This is a genomic window from Roseicyclus amphidinii, from assembly GCF_030163755.1.
Lineage (GTDB): Bacteria > Pseudomonadota > Alphaproteobacteria > Rhodobacterales > Rhodobacteraceae > Roseicyclus > Roseicyclus amphidinii.
In genome coordinates, this window is the sequence record NZ_JASJOE010000011.1 from 18,506 (window position 1) to 36,248 (window position 17,743).

Annotated in this window: 19 protein-coding genes; 2 read left to right on the forward strand and 17 right to left on the reverse strand. The window is 66.6% G+C overall.

From position 1 onward, the window contains the following. The first annotated feature begins 90 nt into the window (after positions 1-90). Positions 91-360, forward strand: coding sequence for a hypothetical protein (locus QQK83_RS05585; protein ID WP_284262444.1), 270 nt, complete (start codon positions 91-93; stop codon positions 358-360). A 114-nt stretch (positions 361-474) separates the two neighbouring features. After that, positions 475-843 (forward strand): hypothetical protein, encoded by a 369-nt coding sequence (locus tag QQK83_RS05590; protein WP_284262445.1) that lies wholly within the window; start codon positions 475-477, stop codon positions 841-843. Between the two features lie 403 nt (positions 844-1,246). On the opposite strand, the gene QQK83_RS05595 is transcribed toward QQK83_RS05590, so the two are convergent. From QQK83_RS05595 to QQK83_RS05675, 17 genes are all read right to left on the reverse strand, one after another. Beyond that, positions 1,247-3,157, reverse strand: coding sequence for a site-specific integrase (locus QQK83_RS05595; RefSeq protein ID WP_284262446.1), 1,911 nt, complete (start codon positions 3,155-3,157; stop codon positions 1,247-1,249). A gap of 250 nt (positions 3,158-3,407) precedes the next feature. Further along, positions 3,408-3,674 carry a hypothetical protein gene (locus tag QQK83_RS05600; RefSeq protein WP_284262447.1) on the reverse strand — a complete coding sequence of 89 codons (267 nt, stop codon included), beginning with the start codon at positions 3,672-3,674 and terminating at the stop codon, positions 3,408-3,410. Continuing rightward, the gene (locus tag QQK83_RS05605; protein ID WP_284262448.1) at positions 3,619-3,966 is read right to left on the reverse strand and encodes a hypothetical protein; all 348 of its coding nucleotides are present in this window, start codon (positions 3,964-3,966) and stop codon (positions 3,619-3,621) included. Before QQK83_RS05605 ends, QQK83_RS05600 begins: the two co-directional genes overlap by 56 nt. Then, entirely contained in the window at positions 3,963-4,682 is a 720-nt protein-coding gene (locus QQK83_RS05610; protein WP_284262449.1) for a D-Ala-D-Ala carboxypeptidase family metallohydrolase, read from the reverse strand. Before QQK83_RS05610 ends, QQK83_RS05605 begins: the two co-directional genes overlap by 4 nt. Position 4,683: 1 nt before the next feature. Further along, the gene (locus QQK83_RS05615) at positions 4,684-4,965 is read right to left on the reverse strand and encodes a DUF6127 family protein (protein ID WP_284262450.1); all 282 of its coding nucleotides are present in this window, start codon (positions 4,963-4,965) and stop codon (positions 4,684-4,686) included. Beyond that, on the reverse strand, positions 4,962-5,417 hold the full coding sequence (locus QQK83_RS05620) for a hypothetical protein (protein WP_284262451.1): 456 nt from the start codon (positions 5,415-5,417) through the stop codon (positions 4,962-4,964). Before QQK83_RS05620 ends, QQK83_RS05615 begins: the two co-directional genes overlap by 4 nt. Next, on the reverse strand, positions 5,417-5,779 hold the full coding sequence (locus tag QQK83_RS05625; RefSeq protein WP_284262452.1) for a DUF1353 domain-containing protein: 363 nt from the start codon (positions 5,777-5,779) through the stop codon (positions 5,417-5,419). The genes QQK83_RS05620 and QQK83_RS05625 overlap by 1 nt, the downstream gene beginning before the upstream one ends. Further along, positions 5,779-6,093 carry a hypothetical protein gene (locus QQK83_RS05630; RefSeq protein WP_284262453.1) on the reverse strand — a complete coding sequence of 105 codons (315 nt, stop codon included), beginning with the start codon at positions 6,091-6,093 and terminating at the stop codon, positions 5,779-5,781. The genes QQK83_RS05625 and QQK83_RS05630 overlap by 1 nt, the downstream gene beginning before the upstream one ends. Beyond that, on the reverse strand, positions 6,086-6,253 hold the full coding sequence (locus QQK83_RS05635; protein WP_284262454.1) for a hypothetical protein: 168 nt from the start codon (positions 6,251-6,253) through the stop codon (positions 6,086-6,088). The genes QQK83_RS05630 and QQK83_RS05635 overlap by 8 nt, the downstream gene beginning before the upstream one ends. 1 nt (position 6,254) lies before the next feature. After that, on the reverse strand, positions 6,255-6,971 hold the full coding sequence (locus QQK83_RS05640) for a hypothetical protein (protein ID WP_284262455.1): 717 nt from the start codon (positions 6,969-6,971) through the stop codon (positions 6,255-6,257). Next, on the reverse strand, positions 6,971-7,387 hold the full coding sequence (locus QQK83_RS05645) for a putative Ig domain-containing protein (protein ID WP_284262456.1): 417 nt from the start codon (positions 7,385-7,387) through the stop codon (positions 6,971-6,973). The genes QQK83_RS05640 and QQK83_RS05645 overlap by 1 nt, the downstream gene beginning before the upstream one ends. 19 nt (positions 7,388-7,406) lie before the next feature. Next, positions 7,407-7,682, reverse strand: coding sequence for a hypothetical protein (locus QQK83_RS05650; RefSeq protein ID WP_284262457.1), 276 nt, complete (start codon positions 7,680-7,682; stop codon positions 7,407-7,409). Between the two features lie 42 nt (positions 7,683-7,724). Continuing rightward, entirely contained in the window at positions 7,725-9,017 is a 1,293-nt protein-coding gene (locus tag QQK83_RS05655) for a pyocin knob domain-containing protein (protein ID WP_284262458.1), read from the reverse strand. Further along, the gene (locus QQK83_RS05660; RefSeq protein ID WP_284262459.1) at positions 9,014-11,563 is read right to left on the reverse strand and encodes a hypothetical protein; all 2,550 of its coding nucleotides are present in this window, start codon (positions 11,561-11,563) and stop codon (positions 9,014-9,016) included. The genes QQK83_RS05655 and QQK83_RS05660 overlap by 4 nt, the downstream gene beginning before the upstream one ends. Next, positions 11,539-15,171, reverse strand: a complete 3,633-nt coding sequence (locus QQK83_RS05665) for a hypothetical protein (RefSeq protein WP_284262461.1) — start codon at positions 15,169-15,171, stop codon at positions 11,539-11,541. The genes QQK83_RS05660 and QQK83_RS05665 overlap by 25 nt, the downstream gene beginning before the upstream one ends. Further along, on the reverse strand, positions 15,168-17,231 hold the full coding sequence (locus QQK83_RS05670; RefSeq protein WP_284262463.1) for a hypothetical protein: 2,064 nt from the start codon (positions 17,229-17,231) through the stop codon (positions 15,168-15,170). Before QQK83_RS05670 ends, QQK83_RS05665 begins: the two co-directional genes overlap by 4 nt. Further along, positions 17,228-17,743: a hypothetical protein gene (locus tag QQK83_RS05675; protein ID WP_284262466.1), complete on the reverse strand. Its 516-nt coding sequence runs from the start codon at positions 17,741-17,743 to the stop codon at positions 17,228-17,230. Before QQK83_RS05675 ends, QQK83_RS05670 begins: the two co-directional genes overlap by 4 nt.

Genomic DNA, 17,743 nt, shown 5'->3' on the forward strand with positions numbered 1-17,743 from the left:
CGGAATGGCTGCTGGAACCCTTGCATCCGCCACGCATGATTGCACCGCGTCGCCTCGATCAGAGGTCACGAATTTTGGAGGAAACAACACATGAAGGACGGTTTGCCGATCGAGGCGCGCGAAGAACAGAGGCAGACGAGCAGGTTGACGCCGCTCGAGCGGGAACTTTTGTCGGCGGTGCAGGATTTTCAGGACGAGGTCAGGCAGACCTTGCAGGCGCAGGATCAGAAGATCGCCGCTCTCGAAGCCCAGATCCGGACTCGCGATGCTGCTATCACGAGCTTGAACTCAACGCTGCGGCACTTGCTCGGCCCTCATTCTTTGGTGGACGAATCCTCTCAGGCATCGCCGCTCGTTTGAAAGCCCTAATCCCAAGGTTGCAGGCACGCGTCGTCATCCGTGCGCTAGAACAAGTTATCCCGATCCAACTGCCGCTTCGCCTGGCCGAACTCAAAGAAAGCCTGGAGGTCCTGAATGGAACACTCGCCTACCGATCAGCACCTGAAAGAAATCGCGGAAACGCTGAAGCGCGTCATGGACATGATCCTGCCGCTACATCAGCTTCTGGAAGCGCAGGAGGGGCTCGACACCGGGGTTTCGCAACGACTGGAGGACATTCTCGAGAACCTCGCGGCGATCGCGAAGAGTATGAAGTCCTCGTCGGACGCCCTCGCGGCCCTCACGGAGTCAGCCGATCGAACCCAAATGGAAGCCGACATTCGGACGTTGATCAAGCTGCAGGAAAATCAGGCTCGTCAAATCTCGCTATTGAATGGACGCATGGAACTCATGATGAACTGGCTGGGAGCGGACCACCAGTCGGAAGTCGGGCCGAAAAGCTGAGGCTTGTTCTGGTTGCGATCCATGAGACAGGGGCGGGGCGTAGTGTGCGCCTCTCGCCGTCCAGATATCAGGGGTTGTCAGTAGGGGAGGGTGTCGGAACACAAAGCACCGAAACCGTTTCGCCCTTGGCGATCATGAATACAGAGACATGGTGGCTCAGAGGTCAAGCCGCGGAGGTTGAGGCTATCCTCGAAAGGCTCGAATACGTCGAGCCGAATATGGTTCTACGGGAAAGAACGGAACCGTCCCTTGACGACGATTTCGATTTTTCCATGTAGCCGGCTTCTGCATCAGAATTAGCCAATCACAGCTACAACTAAAACTTCTTGCGGACCTGCGTTGCCGGCAGTCCATGCTAGTTTGAAGCATGACGTTGCCCGGCAACACAAAACTTCTAGGGCTCTTATAGGGAAAAGATTTCGTCCGGCACCATGCGCGGGAGGCGCTCGACCGCAAACTTGAGCTCCGACATGGGGGTCTGATCTCCATAGTGGCGGGTGTGAACATCATTTCCTTCATGACCGACCAAGTCCCGGCAAACCTTTTCAGGTACCTCCTTATCGAGGTCCAGACAGTGCTGAAAGTGATGCCGCATCGACTTCAAGTTCAAGCCCTTGCCGGTTGGTCCGTAAGTTTCTTCCACGATGTTGGCAATATGCCGCCCGACCTTCCGGCCCAAAACCTTACCTTTCGGCTCGCGAATGTCCGGAAACAGGATGTCGTCAGGGTATCTTTTCCGGGCTTCTTCGATGACATCGAGCAAACCCAGCTTGATAAGGTCTGAGTGGATGGGCACGATACGGTTCGATGCCATTGTCTTGACGCGCCGTACATTGCTTTCTGCAATCCGGAAAAACCAGGTACCATCTGGGTCCTGAAGGCAATCATCCGGAGTCAACCCGCAGGCTTCCTCGCGTCTCGCCCCGGTGTAAGCGACGATAAGAGGCAGCCAGTAGAGGCCGCTTTTCCTCCGTAGCACGAGGGTTGATCCCTTGGGTCTGTCCATCATCGGAGCGATCCAAAAGGGATGGCTGAAGACTGCAACCAACTCGCCGAGCTTGGCAGTGCGGGCCTTGTCTCGTGCCCGCATGTTTTCCGGCCTCCGAAGCTTGTTGGGTTTCAGATTTCTATCGACCCGGATTCCCTCGGAGTCGGCCCATGCTACAAGTGTTCCGAGCTGCTCGAGGTAACGATTGATCGTGGCGGTCGACAAACCGACCTTCTCGGCCGGTAGCGACTTGGCCCTTTCGATGATTTCGGAAATCGGCAAGATGTGATGCGAAGGGCTCTTGCCGAAGCTCTTCGGCAACCGGGTAAGCTGGGCACGGAAATTGGTCGCGTCCGTCTGTCTCAGCTGGCGCACGTCCTCCTTCCCGATGATCCGGATCAAGAGCTTTCCGAACGACCGGTAGTGTTGGGCCGTTTTCTCCTCCAATCCGGTTCCATCGCTTTGCTTGATGGCGATCATGCGCTCGAGAACCGCCATGATCGACGGGTCGAGTTGAGGATTTTCCTCATCGTGTGGGTCTACACGAGGCTCTTCAACCGTGTCGGTGGAGCGCCGATCATGGGTAGAGGGCACAGGCACGAACGTTGTCTCTTGGCTGTCATTCGGGACTGGTCCTGCCGCATGATCCCCCAACTTCACCTCTTTCAACACGGCAGCGACGAGATTGTCGGTGTCACCCGGATCGGGATCGTCCTGAATAGCCGTCAGAGCAGAAATGAAGAGCTCGCGCAGCTGCATGGTTTCGAGTGCGCTTCCTGGTGTCCGTCCATTGACGGCCTCGAATGCGTCTCGCCGTGCCTTGTCACGCGCGGGCGCGGTCGCTCTTTCTTTCACGCTGGTGAGGGCGAGGTCGAGATAACCGATCCAGGCGTCAGAAATGCCGTCGGTCTGGAAACGCGCGAGATCCTCGCTCAAGAAGGTTGCGTTCACCCCTCTGCGATGAATGAGCTTCCAAGCCTGAGCAAAAGCCCAATCCTGACCATCGTCGATATCCCCGCCATGTTCGCAGGCGTCCATTCTGACGACCGTTCGAACCCTCGCCAATTTCTTTCTTTCCGTCGCGATCAGATCCTTGAGGTAGGCTCGTGCTTCGGCCGGGGAAATTTCGGGGAGAAGATCGTGATCCAACATCGTGGTGCTTTTCCAAGTCAAGATTGCCGCGAGTTTAGTCGCGATCGTCCGATCCGTCGTGCCCAGGGAGAGCTGGAAATCCACTGCCGTGCATTTTTTTGTGGAAAACCCCACCAGTTTTCGACGCCAGTAGTATACGTTTCCGCGTCGGAAAAGGTGCTGTGGCTTGGTCATGGTTGCGATCCCGTGTTGGGACCGCCGCGCGAGGTCATGAGCCGCAGGTGATACAGTCAGGTGATACACCTGCGTGTTACACCCCGCAGCCATGCATTGGCTGTGGTAGTCTTTTCAACGACTTGCGGTGAAATTGGCTCCGGCGGTAGGGATCGAACCTACGACCAATTGATTAACAGTCAGAATTAAACGCTTTGATTTCAATGACTTGAAAAGCCACCACGTCCGATTGTGTCCCGTATCCGTCGGATCATCGGACGCGATGGGTGCGGGCCAGCGTGTCGAGCTGACCGGCCATCAGCTGGCGACAGGCGATCTCCGTTTCTACCGCCAGGGCGAACTCAACGCCCAGCTCGGGTGGCGGCCCTGTCCAGCCGGGGCAGGTCTCGTAAAGCCCCGGATCGACGATGGGGGTCGGGTCGATCAGCGCGCCGGGGCGCGGAAGGGGCGGTGGCGGCGCGTTACTCTGGCCACAGGAGCCGAGCAGCATCGCGCAGGGGATCAGGAAGCGGCGCATCGAGGCCCTCCATGTCGGTCAGTGTGTCGATCAGACGTTGGCGCGCGGCCAGCTCACCGGCCAGCCGCTCGGCATGGGCACGCTGCACCGCGGCGCTCTCGGCCCGCGCGGCGTTCTCGGCGCGCAGGCGGTCGATCTCGCGCACCAGCCGGTCGTTATGCACCGCCGCCGCCGCGCGGTCGTCCAGCCATCGCGTGACGGCAGTCACAGCCGTCGCCACAGCGCCGATCGACAGCGCGACCAGCACGCCGACCAGGTGGCGCGACAACCAGCGGGCGACGGCACGGATCACAGGTCATCCCCGTCGCGGCGCAGGCGGCGCAGGGCGGCGCGGATCCCGTCCGGCCCCCAGGCGATCAGCGCCAGCGCCAGGAGCGCCACAGCGCCCACTAGGGCGAGCTGGACGGACTGGGGCAGGCCCTGTGCCGCCTCAAGCGTGGGGGCCACCTCGCGGGCCAGCACGACGCCGCCGACGGCCGTGCCCCCGGCGGTCGCCGCGACACCAGCGCGGCCCGTGGGCGTGGCGACAGGGCGCGGCACCGGCTCGGGCGTTGAGAAGGGCGCGGCATCGACGGGGAACTGCGGCCCGCCGTCCCACGCGGGCGCGCCGAAATCGGTGCGCGTGTCGATGTGGATGAAGCTGCGGTCGGGGTAGCGCCCGACCGAGCCGAACCCGGCGGCGCGGGCCGCGGCCTCGAACGCGCGCGGGTCGTGGTTCGTCATCATCACGTCGAAGGCGACGCCCTCTTTGTGCCAGCTCGCACGCGCGCCGCCGACGGCTTCGTTGTGCTCGGGGCTGCGGTAGGCCGAGGTGAGCATCACGGGCCGCCCCAGCGCCGTGCGCAGCGCCTGCAGCTTGTCGAGCGTGGGCGCGTGGTAGGCCAGCCGCCCGGTGCCCCTGCAGGCCAGCTCCTGCGGCGAGAAATCGGGCCAGCGGGCGGCGTCCCATGGGGCCTCGGACCAGTGGTCGTAGACGACAAGGCCGAGGCGGGGGGTAGTGCGGGTCATGTCATTGACCTCCTGTGTTTTGCCGGAGCCAGGCGGCGACGCCCAGGCCGATAATGCCGAGAAAAACCATGACCGCCGCTTTGACCATGGTCTGCCAGACCGCCCGGCGGGTGTCGCGCCAGGCGGTCAGCAGCGTGCGCAGCTCGTGGATGTCCACGCTGGCGTCGTCGTCCTGCAGCCCGATGGCCCGGAGCGCCTCTATTGCGCCGCGCTTCGCGGCACGGTCGAGCATGGCTTCGAGCTGCGCGTCGGTCAGTGTGGTGATGCCGTCCTGTGGGGTCATGACCGGTCCCTTCCGCCTGTGTTCGATTGCGGCATCCGCGCGAGCGCGTAGGCCAGCCACGCCATGCCGACACCAACGAGGCCCGACCACAGGACCGCGATGTTGACGATGATGTGAGAGTGAAAACCGTCTGCCCGCACTTCCTCGGTCGAGGCGGCGATGAGCACGACCAGCGCGGCCCAGAACGCGACATCGGCCCAACTGTCCCGGCCCCGCCAGCCCTGCACCCGCCATTCGATCAGCAGCGCGTAGCCGACGACCACCATCCAGCCCACGCCCCAGCGTGGCGGCATTTCGCCGACGACCACGAAATAGCTGCAGCTCAGGAACAGGAACAGCCACGCCGCGACGGCCGAGTGGCTGATCTGGTTCGTGACCGCCCCGTATGGTTCGCCCTGAAAATCGGAGGGCGTGTTGAGCATCGCCCAGAAGCGCCGGAGACGTGTCAACATCAGCCCCGCCCCCCGTAAACCGCCCACGCCGCCACGGCGACGAATGCAGACCGCGCTTGCCAGCCGGGCGCGCCGCCCGCCAACGCGCCGTCATACCACTCGGCCGCCGCCTGCGCCCGTCCGTAGACGCCCGCTTCGAGCAGGTAGTCATGCACCAGCGCCGCCAGCAGATACCGCGGATCGTCGGGGTCGATCCACCACCGCGCCCACCATGGAACCGAGCTTTCGAACTCGGTCCCCGCCGGGATCGTCACGCGCAGACCGGTGCCACCCTTCCGGCCCACCTCCCAGACAAGAGGCTGGGTGGACCGCCACCGGCGGCGCAGCCCCGGCGCGAACAGCACGTCGCCCGCCGGGGTCATCACGCGCCCTGCGTCACCGCAAGCGGGGCCACAGCATCCCGTGCGGCCTGTGCTGCCACCTCCTGCTCATACCGCTGGATGTTGGCCGTTGTCCCTGCCGAGATGCCCGACCAGAATGCCTCGATCATCTGCTGGGGGGTGCGCGGGTTGCCCTCCTCGTCCACGCCGTGCGTTGCCACGATGTAATTCAGGAAACGCAGCCGCCCGCTATCGTCCATCATGCTGGCAACCGTGGCGATGACATGATCTGCGCCAGCATGGTCGGTGCTGTTTTTTCGCGTGACGGTCACGCGCACTTCCAGTTCATCAGCCATTGTCGGTGTCCTTGTCTTGATGGATTGTTTCGGCTGCCTCCATTCGCTTCAGAAGCGCAGCGGCGTCGTTCACGGCGCGCAGGCCCAATGCCTTTACGCCAGCGTCGAGCAAGCCTGCCAGAGCTTGCATTTCGTGTTCGGTGAGTTGCAGTTTAACCATGTCAGGTTCCTACCTTTACGGTGCCCGCGTCGTTCCAGAGGATGCCGGGGCCGGGGTTCGCGGTTGGCAATCCAGAGATGTGCAGCACTCGCGTTGTGCCAGTCCCCGCCGCTTCGGGCTTGATCTCCAACGCATTTGCATTCCACCTGAACGTCGCGCGCTCGTAGTTCGAGGAATTGGTGTAGGTGTTGTAGAGGTTGAAGGCTTGGGCGTTGGTGCCGTTTCTTTGGGCAAGTATATGAGCGCCGTCCACAGTAAGAACTGTAGGGTAACCAATACTTCTCCCCATTCTCAATACGTCTGTGCACCAGCCGCTATTTGCAAGCCGTGCAATTGCAGAATTTCCTACAGAAAAATCTAAAATGCCCCCCTGCGTCACCCTAAATCCATAGGGGTCTGTAATTTCCACCCGCTTAGTGGCCGTCCCAAAAAAGGGCGATCCATTTTTATCGATCTTAAACTTACTACTCCCACCAACCTGCAAATCCATCAACAGGGAACCCGACGCCGAGGCGGTATCGGTAACGTCCATCTTGATGGCGGTGAATGTCGTGGCCCCGTTGTTCCACGTATCGGCCATGTCGGAAACCGATTTGGAAACCACCGCTTTCGCGGTGTATACGCTGGGCGCTTCGGCTGATTGGCTGTCAGCGCCGAATAGAATTCCCAAATCCGGAAAAGTCTGGTCCAGTGCTGCCGTTTTCAGATCAAAAGGCATTAGGCCCTCCATTCCAGCGCATTGCCTGCGCCCCATTCAAGGTTTCCACCAGCGCCCCACTGCAGCCCATCGGTCGCCGCCACCCCCAGCGAAAACGCGCTGGTCGTCTCGCGGCCGTGTTCGTCCTGCCCGGTGACGGTGTAGCTGGCCGCGGCCGTCTCGGTCGTCGGCGTCCCGCTCAGGATGCCGTTCGTCGCCAGCGTCAGCCCCGCGGGCAGCGCAGGCGCGATGGTATAGGTCAGCGTGTTGCCGTTCGTCGTGAAATCGGCGCTGACGTCCACGCTGACGGCCTCGCCCGTCGCAAACGTGAACGGCCCAAGCGCGCCCGCGGCGGTGGCTGGGGGCGGGAGCGTAACGCCCCCCGGCCGCTGCAGTACTGCCAGAGACGTCAGCCCAAGGCCCAGTCCGAGATCCATCGCGTGGTCCTCCCGTTTCTCATGCCCGCGCGATCACGTTGACCGACCCGGTGCGCACCTGTTTGACGTTTGCGAATGGTCCGATGAGCTGCCCTGCCGTGACAGGGTAGTCGTTGTCCTGCAGCTCGCCGAGGTGGTTGGGCTCGCGCAAAGTGAGCGTGCCGGTTTCCTGCGCAATGAACGCGCGCGGCTCGAAGGGCAGATCGTTGTCGTGCATGGCCGACGTGATGGTCAGCGCGAAGGGCGACGGGTCACGCGGGCCGTTGAAGCCGACGTTTTTGCGGTCCTTGTCCATGTGGCGGTCCTTTCGGGTCTTGAGGGCAGGCCGATCGTCAGATCAGCCCAGGCGGGTGACGATGAGGGTTGCGCCTTGCGGGCTCACGTCGGCGGCGTAGTTGGCCGCTGGACGGCTGGGCGATGAGTGGGTGGTGTAGGATTGCAGCACGACGCTGGCAGGCGCGGTGAGGGTGACGACGGCCACGACGGCTGTGGAGTTGTTGCCGACATCGCCATCGCCGTCCATCAGGCGCTGCGTGGCACTGGCGGCGATGGTGGCGTTGGTGGTCACATTGAACAACCGCGCCTGCAGCCACTGTTTCGACTGCATGTCGGATACGACATAGCCCTGCAGCAGGTAGGTGCCCGCGGGCAGGGCCACGGCATTTCCGGTAATGGACGCGCCCGCGATGCCGTTGTGGTTGGCCACCAGCTGGCGGTTGACCCAGGCATCGGCGGGCAATGTGAACGCGTTGCTTTCCGCGGCGACCAGGATGCTGGCGCTGAGCGCGGCCTGCACATCGGCGACGACGGGCGGGCCGATGCGGACCCAGTCGTCCCAGTTATTACCGTTGCGGCGCGTGCGCAGGAATATGCGATTGGTTTCCTGCGGTGGGGCGGGCAGACCGAAATGGACGATGGCCAATTGCATCCGCGTCTGCGCATTCCAGTCCATGGTATACAACATGCCTGCCGTGGTATTTGCGCCGCCCGTCGGCGGGCCGTTGGCGTCCAGGACACCAAATCTGCTCCAGACACCGGCCTGGGCATCGTTGCAATCATCGTTGGTGACGGCCATGGGCGGATTGCCCAGGCCCAGGAGTTGGCGCTGCGCGGCGCTGTTGGCGGCCTCGAGCAGGTTGCGGCCTGCCGGGGTCACGTCGGCCAGAAGCGCATTCACGTTGGCCTGCGCCGCCTCGGCATTGGTGACCGCGGCCAGCGCGCGGGCGGCCGCGTCGGCCAGGTCGGCGGCGCTGACCTCGACATCGGCAACCACGGGCAGGACGCGAAGCGCGTCCTGGATCGCCCTTGTCATCCAGTCGAGCACCGTTTCGAGGCCCTTTTCCCGCGATGTCTGACCAGCCCAGCCCTGCTCAATGGCGACGGTGCGACGCTCGATTTCCAATTGCTTGCCCGCGTGCAGCGCGGCGGCGGCGGTCGACAGGGTGATTTGCCCGCCAGTCGCACTGGCAGAGGGCGAAACGCTGAAATCCGCAGCGGGCAGCGCGGTGCGGATGTCGTCGGCGACCACGCGCAGGATCAGCGCGCCCTCGTCGTAGGCATGGCTGACCGTGTAGGGGCCGGTGCCGCTGATGGTCTGCAAAGCGGTCGGGGTGAAGGCTTCCTGGGTCATTGCAGGTCTCCCATGGCGTTGGACAGGTCGGGCGCGCGGAAGGGCAGCATCTCGCCGCGCTCCCACCAGGTGGCGGAGCCGAAATCGCGCTCGCGCTGGCGTTCCTGGCGTCGCCAGTTGGCCTCGGCCTCGGGATCGAGCAGGCGCTGCAGGTTGTCGGCGACGGCCCGGTCATAGGCCGCGCGCGCGTACCAGAGGCTCGAGGCAACGGGGGTGTTGCGACGGACGAAATTCGAAACGCTGCGCCCGATGTTGGGATCGTCACCGTTGGCCATGTCCTGGATCGGCTGCGCGACGAGGCGGATGACATCGCCGCCCGCGCCGACGACAGGGCCTGCGATGGTTTCGGCCAGCCCGCCGCCCGCGCGGCTGGTTTCGCTCGAGAAGAAATCGCCGAAGATGCCCAGCCCGCCGGACTGGAAAAGCGCGGCAAGCCAGAAGCTCGGCGTGTCCATCGGGCGCGGGTCGCGGCCCTTGGCCAGTTCCTTGAGCTGGACCGACAGCGCGCCCAGCATCAGCAGGCCGCTGCCCATCATGGCGGCGTATTTGAGCTTGTCCATGCGGGTGGGCAGGGCGTTGAAGCGGCGGATCTGGTTGAGCGTCAGCGACAGGGCAAAGCTCTTGTACATGCCCAGCGACCGGATCAGCTCGCCCGGCACGCTTCCCGGCTGCACGCCCATCATCATGCGCGCCGTGCCCTCGACATTGGCGGTGGGCACGGCGTATTCCATGTGTTCCTCGATGATCATCTGCAGCCGCATCGCCAGCCCCTCGGCCTGGTCGCGGGGAAGGGCGGTCTGGTGCTCGAGCCAGTAGAAGGGGCTGAGGAAATCCGCGCCGTTGTCGGCCGTGAACCGCCCCTGCGGCGCGCGCAGCATGTCCCAATCGGCCGCCCCGATGCCGCGGCTCGACAGGGCGCGGCGCATCGCCTCGGGGATCTGGTCGAACGCCTGGCCGGCCATGTCGGCCAGCGCGCCCGCGAATTCCATCTGGAAGGCGGTGCGCGCCATGTCGGTCCAATGGCTCAGGCCCGAGGCGCGCATGGTGAAGCCAGCCAGCTTGCGCGCGACATTGGGCACCCAGATATCGCCGACATAGCGCGCCGTCGTCGCACCCGCGTCGGCCAGCGTGTCGGCGACATAGCCCATCCGCGCCGCCGTGCGGCGCGTGGCGCTTGATGCCATGAGCTGGGTGTGACGGCTCAGCACGTTGGCCGGGTTCACGCCCACGGTGCGCGAGGCCATGGTGAGCGTGGCAAGGTCGGTCGGGGACGACAGGATCGCGGATCCCAGCTGGATCGAGGTCAGCACGCTGCGCACGCCCGAAAAGAAAGCGCCCCAGCTCTGGTTGACGGGGCTGTTGGCCGATCCGTCCAGGTGGGCCAGCATGGCGCGGCTCAGCTTGGCCGCGCTTTCGACGCGCGCCTCGAGCGCGCCGTCGGCCAGCCGCCCGGCCTGCCGCTGCGCGAGGGCTTCCGCGAATTGCAGGCCCATCCGCGGGTTCGGCCCCAGCACGCGCATCAGCGCCACGTCGCGGGCCATGCCCGACAGTCCGCCAATGAGCGAGGAAAACAGGTCGCCGTCGCCGAAATCCCTGTTGTATTCGCGCCAGGCCTTGCCCGATTGGAAATGCAGGACACGGTGATCGCCGCGCTTGTTGTAGAGCGCGCGGCCCTGCGTGCCCATGGTGGCCTTGCGCGTGTTCCAGCCGCGGGTGGTGATGTTCTCGTAGACATCGCGCAGGAAACGGTCGGTCACGGCCCGGTCGGGGATCTCGCCCTTCTTGCGGGCGAAGGGCTGGCCGGTGGCGAAATCCTCGATCCGGCTCCAATCGAGCTTGGTGGCGATGGTGTCGCGCCAGGCGTCGAAGCCTTCGCGGCGCATCTTCACCACGTCATGGCTGTGCGAGATGCCGAAATCCTCGAGCTTGCCGATATTGCCGCCATGGGCGTTGAAGGACTGGCGCAGGCGTTCTTGCTGTGCGCGGACCTGGTCGGCCATGCGGCGGGCCAGGGCATCGCCGCTGTCGTCGCCGTGCAGCTCGTCCAGGATGCGGTTCAGGAGGCGCGCGTCGCGGGACTGGCCGATGATGTTCTCGCCGGTGGCTTCCGTCACCTCCGAGATCGCAGCCATGACCGATCGCACCTCGGCGCGGATCATGGATTGCAGGCTTTCGCCGCCGTAGCCTTGCCCCTCGGCATTGGACAGCAGGTTCTTCAGGATCAGGTCGGGACGGTCGCTGGCCTCGATATGAGCGCGCAGGCGCTGCATGGCCTGCAGCTGCGCCAGCGTCGAATGGTAGCGCGCGGGCAGCTGGCGCTCGACGGCGGCGCGGATGTCGCGGGCAGCTTGGGCGCTGGCGGCCTCGGGCGGCATGATCGTGGCATAGCGCGCTTCGAGATCGGCCAGCGTGTTCTTGAGCGCGGTGGCGCGCGCCCGGTCCAGCTCGCCCGCCGCGCGCGCGGTGTCGATGCAGACTGACAGGTTGGCGGCTTTCTGGATGGCGTCGGCGGCATTGACCATCAGCTGGCCCTCCCCAGCATGCATGTGTCGAGAACGCGGTAGGCCTGGATGTCGGCGTCCAGCTCGTCGAGAAGCTGCGCCGCGGTCCAGGTCTGGCCGTCGATGGTGGTCACGTCGAGCTCGAGCATGTCGCCCAGGGCGGCGCGCAGCGCCTCGGTGTCGAGCTCATCGAGGCGGCCCGATGTGGCGATGTCCTCGGCGCTGGCGGCGGCGGGCAGGGGCTGGGCAGGGGGTGTGGCGTCGGCAAGGATGCGTTCCCGTGCATCCCAGCGGACGTCCCAGCGCATGTCGATTTGGTCATCAATGATGCGCCATCGCCACACGTTCCGCATCATCGGATCTTGTTGCCGTGCCAGAAGGCCAGCTTCGAATTGCCGATTGAGCCAGCGGCGCTCGGCTGCGGTCATGCCGTCAAGGGTGGAGGCCACGTCATCGCCCGTTTCAAGTATGCGTTGCAGCCTGGGCGAGGCTCCCGGCGGCACCGTAGAAATCGACAGGGCATCCGCCTCAGAGGTGGCGGTCTCGGCGGCACTGGCAGCGGCGCGCATTTCCGGCGCAGGTTGCGCGACGGACGGGCTTTGCCCGCGCGGCGTGCCGGTTTCGGTCAGGTGCCCGAAGCCCTCCGGGTCGATGGCCTTGAGCGCGTCGAGCGGTCCCGGCGCGTCCAGCAGGCCACCGCCCTGGCCGATCTTGCGCGCCTCGTCGGCGTAGCGGCGCAGGAAGTCGGCCACCTTGTCCGCGGCCAGCACGCGCCCGCCGGGATACATCTTGCGCACCAGCGCCTGCGTGAGCGGCGACAGGAGGCCTTCGAGCAGGTCGTTGTCGGCCAAGAGCTCGTCAATGATGCCCTGCACCGCCTTGCCGCTGGTGCGGGCGATGTCGCGGGCGGCGGCGATGATGCGCACCGCCTCGATCACATGGCCGCCGATGTCGAATTCCGGCGCGACGCGACCGGCCGCGATGTCGGCGCGCAGCGCGGCCCAACTGGGGGCGGCCTGTTCCAGCGCCTCGAGCAGGCTGCGCAGCTCGCCGGGCTGTTCCTCGGCCAGCCGTTCGAGCAGCTCGCGGTCATCGAAGGCGCGGGCGAAGATGGCCCGGTTCATGCGCTCGCGCCCCTCGCGGTTCAACCGGCCTTCGGGGGTGACCAGCGCGGCGCGCTCGGCCTGGGGCAGGCGGGCCAGGGCCGCGCGCAGGAAGCCCGCGTTTTCCGGCGTGTCGAGCGCGGCGGCGGGATCGAAGCGCGCCATGGTGGCGTCGTCGATCATGGCGGCGTCCATCGCTGCCCGCTCGCTCGCGGACATGCGGGCGACGGTGGCGCTGTTTGCTTCGCGCACAAAGAGACGACGGTCGTTGTCACTCAGGTCGCTGCGCCTGCGCGCAACAAGAACGGGCACCTCCATGTCGTCGGGAACCTCGAAGCCCGCTGCGCGGATCGCGCCGCGGTAGGCCGCGATGCGCTCGGGGAAGCGCGCGGCCGCCTCGCGGATCGCGGCGACGCGGCCGTTGCCGCTTTCGACGATGCCGTCGGGGCCGACGATGGGCGCACCCCGGTCGGCCTCGGGGGCGGGCATCAGGCGGGCGGGATCGAGGCGGGCGGCCATGTCGGCGATCTGTTCGGCACTGGCCGCCCGCGTGCGGTCGCGGGGCTGCAGGTCGCCCGTGGCCGCGCGCAGCGTGGCGGCGTCGACGACCTGGTATTCCACGTCGATCGTGCGCACCCCGGTGGTGACCTGCCCGGTGGTGGTGTAGCCGCGCGACGTGGGGGTCCACACGCCCGAGGCGGCTCCGCCGCTTGTCCCGACACCCGCGGGGCTTGCCGCCCGTCCAGCGCCCGCTGCAGCGCCCGTATCGCCCATTTTCGACCGCGCCCAGCCGATCAGGTGGGCGACGGTGAAATCGGCGAAGCGGCGGCCCTGGTAGCGGATCGGGGCATTGGCGGCGATGGCGGCGCGGGACATGACGGTCAGGATCGGTGCGTCACGCGGCGCACGAAGCGCCGCGATGGCCCCCTCGACGCCCGCGAAATGGGCGAGGTAGAGGTTGCCGGGCGTGGGCGGAAACCCGGCCTGGTCGAGGCGCGCGGCGTTGTCGCGGGTATAGGCGACGGTCATTTCCATCGACAGGTCGGGATCGGTGCGCAGCGCGAGGATCTGCGCGCGCGTGCGTCCCTCCATCAGGTCGGGGCGGTGGCGCTCGATCATGGCGAGCCAGGTGCTTTCGATGAACTGCCCGAGGCCCGTGGCCGTGCTGGACCCGTTGCGGGCATTGGGGTCGCCGCCGCTTTCCGCGCCCACGATCCGGCGCGCGATGGCGTCGAAGTCGGGGGCGGCCGGGGCGGCTGGCCGCGCGCTGGCGACGCGCTGTTGCAGCTCGCCCAGGGGGCGGCCGGCAAAGCTGCTGTTGCCGTAGGACCAGCTGCGCCGCGGGCCGGTATCGACATGCAGGATGCCGTTGCCGAAGCCGAAGCCGCTGAACCCGGCCTCGAGCGCGGCATCGACCAGGCGCAGCCGGTCCTCGTTCGACAGGCCCGAAATGTCGAGATCGAGCGCGTCGCCGTGGAAGTGGCGGCTGCCCGGCGTCTGGCGTTCCCGGCTGGTGCCCGCCCGAGCGATGGCGTCGTTGATCGTGACCTCAGCCCCGAAAATCTCCTGCATCCGGGCGAAGGGACCGGCCAGAAGCGCCTCCATGTTCGCCCCCGCGTCGGGCCGCGTCATGTGCGACTGCCGCCCGTCCAGCGTCAGCATCGGGTTCATGGCCGGGTTCGTGCGGATGCCGAAGGCCTGCTCTGCCACGGGATCGTTGGCAAGCATCGTCGCGGCGTCGGCGATGGCGTTTTCGGTGTCGAGCGGGCTGCGCACAGGCGGTGCCTCTGCAGCCTGCGCCGCCCGCGCCGCCTCGCCGGTCCAGATGTGACGGCCTGTAAGGGCATTGCCTCCTGCCTGGAATGCACCGCCCAGAACAGCGCCACCCAGCGCACCGAACATCATGTTTTCGGCCAGGTTGGGGGCAGGCAGCATGAGGCGCTCGGCGGCCTCGCTGCGGCGTTCGAACTGGGCGGCCTCGGTCAAGGCTCCGGCAGCCCCCTCGACCAAGGCGACACGGGCCACGTTTGCACCGCCGAGCGGTGCAGTGGCGACGCCCACGGCGATGTTCTGGGCGTCAGTCAATTCGGACCAGATCGAGCCTGCAAGCTCAGGTGCCCAGGAGCCCGATGGGGCATTGTCGAGGATCTCGCGCTGCTCGTCGTAGTCTGCGCGCGCGCGGGCGTCGAACCAGGCGTCGAATTCCTCGCGCGTGGCGGGCAACCCCGCCAGGGACGGTGTGCGACCACCACCGCTGCGGCGGGCCATTTCGACATGCGACAAGGCCACATTCAGGCGCTCGGTCAACCGCGGCGGGCGATCGCCGCGCCGCCAGCTGGCTCGATCGGTGGCCGGATCCAGGCCGGGGCCGACAGCCTGGAACAGCTCGTCGACCAGCGACCGACGCAGCGCATCATGGGTCTGGTTGATGTCGGCCGCGATGTCATTGGCCTCCTGCGCGGCCAGAAGCCGCTGCAGCGGCGACGGCACTGGCCGGTCCGCGGCGGGAAGGTCCGGGTAGCTCAGCGGCACGTTGTCGGGAATGGTCATGGTGCGACCTCCTGCAGAAGGCGCAGCATGCTGAAGGTGTAGGGCTGGCCGTTTCCGTCGAAGATCATGCGCGATTGACCGCGGTCGTTTCGGATGAAGACATAGCGGTCGGGTCCGACGGCCCGCAGCTCGAGCCCCTCCAGGTCGCGGGGCATGAGGGGCTGGCCGTTGATTTGCGGCGGTTGGCCGGCAAGGCTGGCGTCTGACAGGACCGACAGAACGCGCTCGGTATTGTCTGCCCGTGCCCCGTCAGATGGCGGCTGATTGCGCGGGCGTGTGAACAGACCATCCGGTTGGGTCATGTCTTGCAGCCTGTCCAGCGCCGCCTGGAAATCTCCGGCCGCCACGCCGCGCGGAAACGGGGTCAGGATATCGTTCCACTCCTGGATGCCGCCCGCCGCGTCGCGCCGTCCGACACGGCCCGTGCCGCCCATGACTTCATGGACGGCCTGCGTGTAGATGTCGGCATCGAAATCCCCTGTCGGATCGAGGCGGCGCACGCGCGCCGCGTAGAGCGCGTCCGCCGCGGCGGCGATCTGCGCCTGCGCCGCCTCGCCGCCGGGCACGTTGGCGAAGACCTCGCCGACCACCTCGAAGGCCGCGCCGACGCGCTCGCGCACGGGCGGCATGACCACGTTGCTGGTCTCGATGACCTGCTGGCCGCGCAGGATCTCGGCGCGCAGCTCGGCGGGCACGCCGGTTTGCGCCAGCCCGCCGACATGGGCGAAGACCGGGTCGGTGACGATCCCTTCCGCGCCCGCCTGGGTCAGAAGGTCGGAAAGCTGCGCGCGCGCGGCGGGATCCTGGTCGATGCCCGCCTGGCGCTGGATCTCGAGCCGCTCGGCATCGGTGAAGAGGCGGCGCTCGCTTGTGTAGCCCTGGGCGACCAGGGCATCGGCGGTGATGCGGCGCTCGGCCAGCATGGCCGCGAAGGCATCGGGGGCGGCGGGGTCGAAGGGCACGAAGTCCGGCACGCGAAACCCGACCTCGGCGGCATAGGCGACGGGATCGCTGCCCCAGTTCTGGATCGCCGATGTCAGGGCCTGCTCGAGCACGGTCACGCGCTCGGCCTGCCACTGGCGCGTGATGGGCACCTGGCGTTCCTCGGCAAGGGCCGTGCGCAGCTCGGGGATGGTCATCTGCCGGATCGCGCCGCGCGCCGCCGTCAGGTCGCGGGTGGCGGCGGCCTGCGCATAATTCGGCAAGTCCTGGTAGGCGGGATTTTCGAGGATCGCGGCATTGGCCGCGGGCAGGCCGGTTTCCAGCACGCGGATCAGCTCGGCCAGCTCGGCGTTGCGCTCGGTCTGGGCGGCGGTGGTTTGCCGCTCGAGCTCGCGCGCGGCCTGCACGCGCAGCCGCGCCTGCGCCTCGCCGTCGAGCCCGCCGTAGTCGCCCGCATCGAGCGCCGCCAGCACCGCCGCCGGGTCGCGGTCGATGTCGACGATGGCGCGCGCCTGGTCCATGTCCTGGTTGAGCTGCAACAGGCGGCGCTGGCGCTCCTCGGGCGTGATGACGCCCCTGGCCAGCTGGCCGTCAAGGATTTCGGTTGCCTGTGCGATGGTGGCCTGCCGCACTTCCGGGCCCATGGTGGCGGATTGCGTGGTGGCTGTCTGGTAGTAGCCAAGCCAGTTGGCCTGGCTCTGCGAGTTGCGCAGCTCGAGCGCGCGCGCACCGATCTGGAAGGCGTGACGCCCAGCCACGTCTTCAAAGCGCGTTTCGAAGCGCGAGCGCAGCTCCGGCGGCACGCGCGCTTGGCCGGTGGAGGGGTCTGCCTCGAAATACCGCTGGCGCAGCTCGGTGGTGCGCCGGGTCCAGAAGTCGTCGAGCTGGTCCGGATCGCCGATGGCCTCGGCCTCGAGGCGGGCGGCGTTCATGTCGTTCTGCAGGTCGACGGCCAGCCGCTCGCCGGTGCGGCTGAGGCGTTCCTGCTGGATCGCGGTGCCGATCTGCATCATCCGGTTGCCGAGCTGCGCGATTTCAGCCGCGCCGCCGGGGGCTTCGAACTGCGGCTGCGCGGCCCGACCGGCCGACAGGGGCGCGCGGGGAACGGTCAGGCTCATCCCAGGAGCTCCGGCCAGATTTGCGGCGCGGCGGTGAGAACCGTGTCGGCGACGGTGGTGATCCCCTGGATCCGCGCGGTGCGCCGCCGCGCGGCAAGGATCTGCTGTTGCGAGGTCAGCTCGATCCGGCGGGCGCTGCCCTCGGAGCGGACGCGCTGCGAGGCAAAGGCCATCTCACGCGCCGCCGATATGCCAAGCCGGACGGCGGTCGGGCTCGACAGGTCGACGCCGCGCGCGATCAGCTCGGCAGATTGCTCGGCGAGTTGGCCCTCCATCAGCGCGCGGGTGCGCTGGTCCTCGATGGCGTTGAGCGTGGCTTCGGTGGCCTTTTGCTGCTCGATCGCGGCGGATTGCGCGTCGATGGCGGCCGTCTGGGCCTGCATCTGCCCGATCGAGCCCGCAAGGCTGGTGACCAGCCCGATGGTCTGCAGGATGTTCATGCCCGATCCGGCAGCGACGGCGGCGCCACCGGCTGCCGCTGCACCGCCGCCGACGCCAAGGGCTCCAAGCAT